Source organism: Metabacillus niabensis, from assembly GCF_902829255.1.
Classification (GTDB): Bacteria; Bacillota; Bacilli; order Bacillales; family Bacillaceae; genus Metabacillus; species Metabacillus niabensis.
Map to the genome: position 1 here is coordinate 1 of NZ_CADEPK010000276.1, position 7,053 is coordinate 7,053.

The following is a 7,053-nucleotide window of genomic DNA, read 5'->3' on the forward strand; positions in this document are numbered from 1 at the left end:
TCTACAGCTTCATATGCAATACTTTCATCATTAAACAATTCATCTACATGATAAGAAAGTTCTACAATGCCTTCCTTATTCGGCTTACCTTGCATTAATATATCACCAATTATTTTCTTTTCTTCAAACTTAATAATTAACCAAAGACCACACTCATAACTTTCTTCATCCTCTTTTTCTAAACATTCAATGTAGTATGGAAGAAAACCTTTCACATAAGGTGATGGCCAATTTAATGGAAACTCTATTGGTGATCTCTGTTCCAATTCTTTTCGATGAAATACTAACGATTTTGCAATATCCAATGAGCAAGGAATAAGCATTAACCGATTAGTTAAAATTTCTATCAATACATTCTCTCCTCTCTTATTGATATGACGATCATAAAAAGAGTTACGAATGAAACCAATTTAAGAAACATTGGTTGACCTGTAAATTCAGGGCTAATGTAAAAGTCAAACGTTATTGCTTTTAGATGTTTCCTAATTTTCAACTAACCGTTTTCATATGCATACCGACAAGTTTCCTTCACCTCAAAAAGACAATAAAAAAGGTGGTATAGAATATCTTATTCTTTACCACCTTAAAATTATGTTTAAAACCCTAAGATTGCTTTAATTACAGAGGTTGTTTCCCCTCCATGATAAATCACATATAATAATAAATATACTGCAACTCCTGTAATACCAGTAAAAAACCAAACAACACTTGTAAACGGACCAATTTTGCGATGTTTCTCATAATTCTTTTTATAACCCGTAATAAGAGAAATAATCCCTAATACCGCTCCAATAGTAGCTAAAGAAATATGAAAAATTAAAAACAAAGTATAGTATATTTTAATATGCTCAGGACCACCAAAAGCTGTATTTCCTATAAAGATTGTTCGTGAAGCGTAAATGATGAAAAATAAAACAGCAAAAATAGCTGCCCAGGTCATAACCTTCATATGTAAATCAATTTTTTTAATTTTTATTAAATACCAGCCAATTGCAACAAAAATTGCACTAAGAACGATAAAAGTCGTACTAATCGTAGGCAATAAAGGTAATGTTGTATTCATTTTCAATCCTCTCATTATATGTATTGACCATGTTATTCAAAACTGTTTGTTTCAGTTCTTAAAGGACTCTTTACATCTATTGGATTTCCCCATTGATACTTTTCTCCTGCAGAAATCACCCATTAAGAACATGCTAAAAGTCAGGATTGAAATTAACATAGCCTATGTAGCAATGACATTGGACTGATCTTATAATCAAATCAGCCCAATGTTTCTTTATTTTATCGGTTCAGGTCTATAGTCTTCCTGTAACTCAAGTTCATCTTTAAGACGCTCTTTTCGCGCCCATTCAAAGAAGACATACGCTAAAATAGACCCATATACAACCTCTTGAATAATTTTCATAAGTACACCACCAAGTTGTTGATCATCAACTAATGGCAATGTATTAAACATTTCCGGACCTGTTAAATTTAATCCTGCAAGCATATCCCCTGGCACACATAAATGCAAAGCATTGATCCATGCTTGTGGATCGGAATATGTTAAGTAAAGTGGATCAGGCGAAAAAATAATTAATGCACATGCAGGAGTTAATAATACTCCGTCTGCAAAAATATACCCCATTTTTTTTATCCCTGAAAGCGAATCCCATTCCTGTAGGGTATTGAGCAACGGCAACCACATAAATATAGCTGCTATAAAAATAATCGTCGTCATTAAAGCGTGATAAAGCGGTTCCGTTTTTACAAAATCAAAAACTAATGGGATATGATAGACTGAAAATACACCATTAAATACAATTAAAGCGAGAATTGGTTTTGTAAAAAATTTGAATACCGGTTTAATAATAGGACGATACAGAATAGCTCTCCACAACCATTCTGGAATCCCTAAGATAAGTAAGGGTGGTACAATCAAATATAAAATAGCCATTTGTGTCATATGAGCACTAAACATAATATGCCCGAGTAAATCAACAGGACTTCCTTTACTTACGTATAAGGCAACAATCCCAGAAACAAATAAAATTTGCTGTTTTGTTGAAACAGGTGAACTATCTTTAAATTTCGATCTCCATGGTCCAATAATCATAAAATATAAAACTAAGAGTAAAACCATTACGGATAAATAATAAGGACTCCACAACGCACGAAATCCAAATATTTCAAAGCCCATTAACTTTTCAGCTCCTTAACGCTAGTCCTTCAAAAATATTATACACTTCCAAACTTTCACTATCAATGAACGATCTTTGACAAAATCCTATTACATATACATTTGAAGCTTGTTACAGAAATGCTTTGAATGTAATGAAAAGAGCAATTAGCAAAATGCTAATTGCTCTTTAATTAAGGTTCATTACCACCAAATAATTGTAGTAAAAGCCAATACCGTTAACGCAGCTACAAATACACCTGAGAACAGGAATAGAGCGGACATTTCATGCCCTTTATGACTCATATGCATAAAATAATACAGTTGGAAAATGACTTGAATTACTGCAAGTGTAATAATAAATGGAACTTTAAACCATTCACCGATTCCATCATATCCTACAGCGATAAATGCAACTATCGTCAAGAAAATCATCATACCGAAAGTAATCACTTGGTGTTTCATTTCTTCAGCATTTTTCTTACGGCGATAAACTAAATCTACTTTTGGGTTTGTTGAATTATGATTATTTGCCATCAAATTATCCCACCATTCCCATTAAGTATACAATTGTAAAGATAAATACCCATACAACGTCGATAAAGTGCCAATACAAGCTTGCAACGTAATATTTTGGTGCATTATACAAGCTTAAGCCACGTCTTGCGTTGCGGACAATTAAAGTAGTGATCCACAATAAACCGAAAGCAACGTGCATTCCATGTGTTCCAACTAAAGTGTAAAACGCAGAGCCGAGAGCACTACTAGTAATTGTAAATTCAAAATGATGTACATAATGATTAAACTCATAAATCTCCAAAATAAGGAATCCTAATCCTAAAAGAACGGTGATAATCATCCACAATTGCATTTTACCAAAATTAAAATTTTTCATATGGTACATAGCATAAACACTAGTTAAACTTGAGGTCAAAAGCAGCATTGTTGCCGCAAAAGTCAATGGAATATCAAATAGTTCTTGCGTTGTTGCTCCTCCTGCAGAGGATTCTCTTAATGCTAAGAATGTAGCGAAGAGACTAGCAAAAAGAACTGTCTCTCCTCCAAGGAACAACCAAAAACCTGTAAATTTATTTTTACCTTCGAGGGTAGCTTTTTCAGGCGATGCCGGAAAATTTTCAGCTGTTAACTTATCTTCAACATTTGCCATTATGCTTTCCCTCCTTTTTCTTCCTTAAGTAAATCTTCTTTATGAATATGGTATCCATGATCATCAATTATTGAGCGGAAGAACATTGCACCGAAAGTAATAATAAAACCAACAATGATTAGCGGGAATGCCCAACCATAGTCTTCGCGATAAAGTAATCCAAATGATGCAACGAATAATCCTAAAGACATAATAAATGGTAAGATTGATCCGTTTGGCATATGAATATCACCTAACGGCTCTGCAGGAGTCATCCCTTTATTCCCTGCCATTTTTTCTACCCACAATGCATCTAAACCACGTACAAGTGGAGTTTGTTTAAAGTTATATTCCGCCGGAGGTGAAGCAACCGCCCACTCAAGTGTACGACCATCACCCCAAGGGTCATCTCCAACCTTTTCTCCCTTAATTGAAGTGTAAATGATGTTAATCAATAAAATGATCGTTGCTGCCGCCATAAAGAATGCTCCAACTGTACTTACAAAGTTTGCCATATCTAACCCTTGACCAGGTAAGAATGTAAATATTCGACGTGGCATCCCCCATAGACCAAGGAAATGTTGAATAAAGAATGTTAAATGGAAACCAATAAAGAAAAGTACAAACGTCACTTTATTCAAGAACTCATTTAACATTTTACCGAACATTTTTGGCCACCAATAAACAGTACCAGCAAATAACGAGAACACAACCCCACCAACAATTACGTAGTGGAAATGAGCAACAACGAAATAAGTATCATGATATTGATAATCTGCTGCTGCTGCTGCAAGCATTACTCCTGTAACCCCACCCATGACGAATGAAGGAATAAAAGCTACTGACCAAAGCATCGGAGAGGTAAATTTAATCGATCCACCCCAAATTGTGAAAAGCCAGTTAAAAATTTTAATTCCTGTTGGTACAGCAATCGCCATTGTAGCAACAGCGAATATCGCATTTGCAATTGGTCCTAAACCAGTTGTAAACATATGATGCGCCCAAACCATGAATCCTAAAAATCCAATTAATACTGTTGCGAATACCATTGATGAGTATCCGAACAGACGTTTTCTTGAAAATACCGGTAAAATATCAGAGAAAATTCCAAATGCTGGTAAAACTAAGATGTATACCTCTGGATGACCGAAGATCCAGAATAAATGTTCATAAATAACAGTGTTACCGCCAAGACCTGCATCAAAGAATGCAGTTCCAAATAAACGATCAAACATTAATAATGCTAAACCTACTGTAAGCGCAGGGAAAGCAAATAAAATAAGTGCTGATGCTACAAAAGTTGTCCATGTGAACAACGGCATGCGCATATAGGTCATTCCCGGTGCTCTCATGTTAATGATTGTAGCTAAAAAGTTAATACCAGCTATAAGTGTTCCTAGACCGGAAACTTGCAGCCCTAGTAAATAAAAATCTACGCCATGGCCTTCAGATTGTATTGCTAAAGATGCATAAGAAGTCCAACCAGCGTCAGGTGCTCCACCTAAAAACCAACTTAGATTTAAGAAAACCCCTCCAAAGAAGAACAGCCAAAAACCTAACGAGTTTAAAAATGGAAATGCAACGTCACGAGCACCAATTTGTAATGGTACTACGGCATTCATTAGTGCGAACAATAAAGGCATTGCAGCTAGAAAGATCATTGTAGTTCCGTGCATAGTTAAAATTTCATTATATACACCTGCACTAACAAAGTCATTATTCGGAATTGCTAGCTGAATGCGGATCAGCAACGCTTCTAATCCACCAACAAGGAAGAAGAAGCCACCGGCTATCAGGTAAAGGATAGCGATTTTCTTATGGTCAACGGTTGTTAAATAGTCCCATAAGACTGCACCTACCCCTTTTTTCTGAGTCAACGTGCTCACAGTGTTACCTCCCTTTTCTTTTACAAAGTAATATCTACTTAATTACTAGTAACTTTTAACCCCATTAAATATTCAGTTAACGCATCAAGCTCTTCATCATTTAGCTTTGGATAAGTACCAGTCATTTTATTAGCTGGCTTATAAGCTTCAGGGTCTTTTAACCAATTGCGGATGCTTTCTTCATTATGTTTCAATACTCCTGCAACTGTAGAACGTTCACCAAAAGTTGCCAAGTTTGGAGCTGTTCGAGCTGCAGCAGGACGTTCGTCCATAGGTGTTACAGCATGACATGAAATACATCCCTTTTCTTCAAACAATTGCTCACCTTGCTTCGCTAAATCTGTTGTTGCGACAGCTTTACTATTTTCCATTTCTGAGATCCATTGGTCAAATTCATCTCTAGAAATGGCTTTTACTTTAAAGTCCATTAATGCATGTGATGGTCCACAAAGCTCTGCACACTTCCCATAAAAATATTCCCCAGCTTGATCAGCACGTTTGGAATCAAACTTTAACCACATTTGGTTGACATTTGTTCCCTTTTCGATATTTGAATCAACATTTGTATCCATTTTACCGCCAATTGATGGAATCCAGAATGAGTGCTTTACTTCATCTTGATTTGATTCTAAGTTAAAATAAACTTTTTCATCAGTTGGTACTACTAACTCTTGGCTAGTTACAACTCCATAATCAGCATACTCGAATTCCCACCAATAAAGATTTGCCCGTACATTAACGACGATGGCATCTTCTGGTTTACGATTTTTATCCTCAATTGCATCTACATCAGCAAGCTTAAACGTTGCAGAGACAACTGGGACTGTCAAGACAAGTAATAATAGAATAGGAATAACAGTCCAAATGATTTCTAGCTTATGATTCCCTTCAACTTGAACAGGAATATTGTTTTCTTCACCTTTGCGTCGACGGAATTTTACGACTACATAGATGAAGATTACCGTTACGACTGCAATGACAACAACCATTATGAGTGTACTTAACACCATAAGGTCATATTGCATATCCGCTACCTCACCAGCAGGTTGAAGCGTGGAAAGAAACGGTTCACCACAGCCGGCTAGGACAAGCGTCAATGCCGCAAATAAGGATAATAGACGCCATTTTGTCAGCCTTTTTCTCATAGCTAAATCAAACCCCTCTTTCAGTAATTTAAAAATTCCTATTATACTTTAATAAGGAACTTATTTATTAATAAATTCTTTTTAAGAAAGAATTTCAAACTAAAAAGCGGTTAATTCACCACTAATAAATAATTTTTAATAAAAGAATAAGTAGGACTCTCACTATTTTTATCAATTGCCAAAATAAACTTTAACTTATCATTATCATGCCTGCTAATTAGGAGACTATCCAAATAACCTTTATGTACTGACCAAAAACAATAAGGAAAAATATTTTTTAGTAAAAAATTCAAGCCAATAAATTACAATAAAAATGAAGGCGGTTGCACTTACTATAAATTCTATGTTTTTTAAAATAGTCCTCTAGATATTAAAACATACTTCTCACTTAATTTGTGAACAAATCATGAAGTATTTTTGTCGAAATTGTGAATGGATTTTTGTAAAAAGTGCAAGTTTTTCTATTTTAACATATAATTCCAAAAAAGTCTCTAAAAATAAACCGTTTACACTTTTAACGATAAAAGAGAGAAAATATTCAAAACCCCTTCTCTATTTCTAACAAAATCCTCTTAAATATTCAACCTTTTTTAGTATATTAAAGAAATCAAAATTGAAGATTTTTTTCTCGCTTCATTATTTACGTCCAACTACAATATCCAATAACTTTGTGAACTTTTCCTTATATTTATTGTCTTTTTCCTATACATTGTG

General features: G+C 34.7%; 6 protein-coding genes and 1 pseudogene. All 7 read right to left on the bottom strand.

The window, feature by feature from the left end; translation table 11 throughout:
* Window positions 1-350: pseudogene (locus HU235_RS16185) on the bottom strand (hypothetical protein); the annotation flags it as partial.
* 245 nt (window positions 351-595) lie between these two features.
* Window positions 596-1,063 (bottom strand): DUF420 domain-containing protein, encoded by a 468-nt coding sequence (locus tag HU235_RS16190; protein ID WP_174880867.1) that lies wholly within the window; start codon window positions 1,061-1,063, stop codon window positions 596-598.
* A gap of 216 nt (window positions 1,064-1,279) precedes the next feature.
* Entirely contained in the window at window positions 1,280-2,182 is a 903-nt protein-coding gene (gene ctaG / locus HU235_RS16195; RefSeq protein ID WP_095298926.1) for a cytochrome c oxidase assembly factor CtaG, read from the bottom strand.
* A 183-nt stretch (window positions 2,183-2,365) separates the two neighbouring features.
* Window positions 2,366-2,698 carry a cytochrome c oxidase subunit IVB gene (gene ctaF / locus HU235_RS16200; protein WP_095298928.1) on the bottom strand — a complete coding sequence of 111 codons (333 nt, stop codon included), beginning with the start codon at window positions 2,696-2,698 and terminating at the stop codon, window positions 2,366-2,368.
* A gap of 4 nt (window positions 2,699-2,702) precedes the next feature.
* Window positions 2,703-3,329, bottom strand: coding sequence for a cytochrome c oxidase subunit III (ctaE, locus tag HU235_RS16205; RefSeq protein WP_095298929.1), 627 nt, complete (start codon window positions 3,327-3,329; stop codon window positions 2,703-2,705).
* A complete protein-coding gene (ctaD, locus tag HU235_RS16210) occupies window positions 3,329-5,194 on the bottom strand; it encodes a cytochrome c oxidase subunit I (RefSeq protein WP_145580816.1) in 1,866 nt (621 codons plus the stop codon). The genes ctaE and ctaD overlap by 1 nt, the downstream gene beginning before the upstream one ends.
* A gap of 38 nt (window positions 5,195-5,232) precedes the next feature.
* Window positions 5,233-6,339, bottom strand: coding sequence for a cytochrome c oxidase subunit II (gene coxB, locus HU235_RS16215; RefSeq protein ID WP_095298932.1), 1,107 nt, complete (start codon window positions 6,337-6,339; stop codon window positions 5,233-5,235).
* Between the last annotated feature and the right edge of the window lie 714 nt (window positions 6,340-7,053).

Bases quoted from the DNA above. Each gene is read 5' to 3' on its own strand.
- HU235_RS16190 (WP_174880867.1), bottom strand. From the start codon at position 1,063: ATGAATACAACATTACCTTTATTGCCTACGATTAGTACGACTTTTATC.
- ctaG (WP_095298926.1), bottom strand. From the start codon at position 2,182: ATGGGCTTTGAAATATTTGGATTTCGTGCGTTGTGGAGTCCTTATTAT.
- ctaF (WP_095298928.1), bottom strand. From the start codon at position 2,698: ATGGCAAATAATCATAATTCAACAAACCCAAAAGTAGATTTAGTTTAT.
- ctaE (WP_095298929.1), bottom strand. From the start codon at position 3,329: ATGGCAAATGTTGAAGATAAGTTAACAGCTGAAAATTTTCCGGCATCG.
- coxB (WP_095298932.1), bottom strand. From the start codon at position 6,339: ATGAGAAAAAGGCTGACAAAATGGCGTCTATTATCCTTATTTGCGGCA.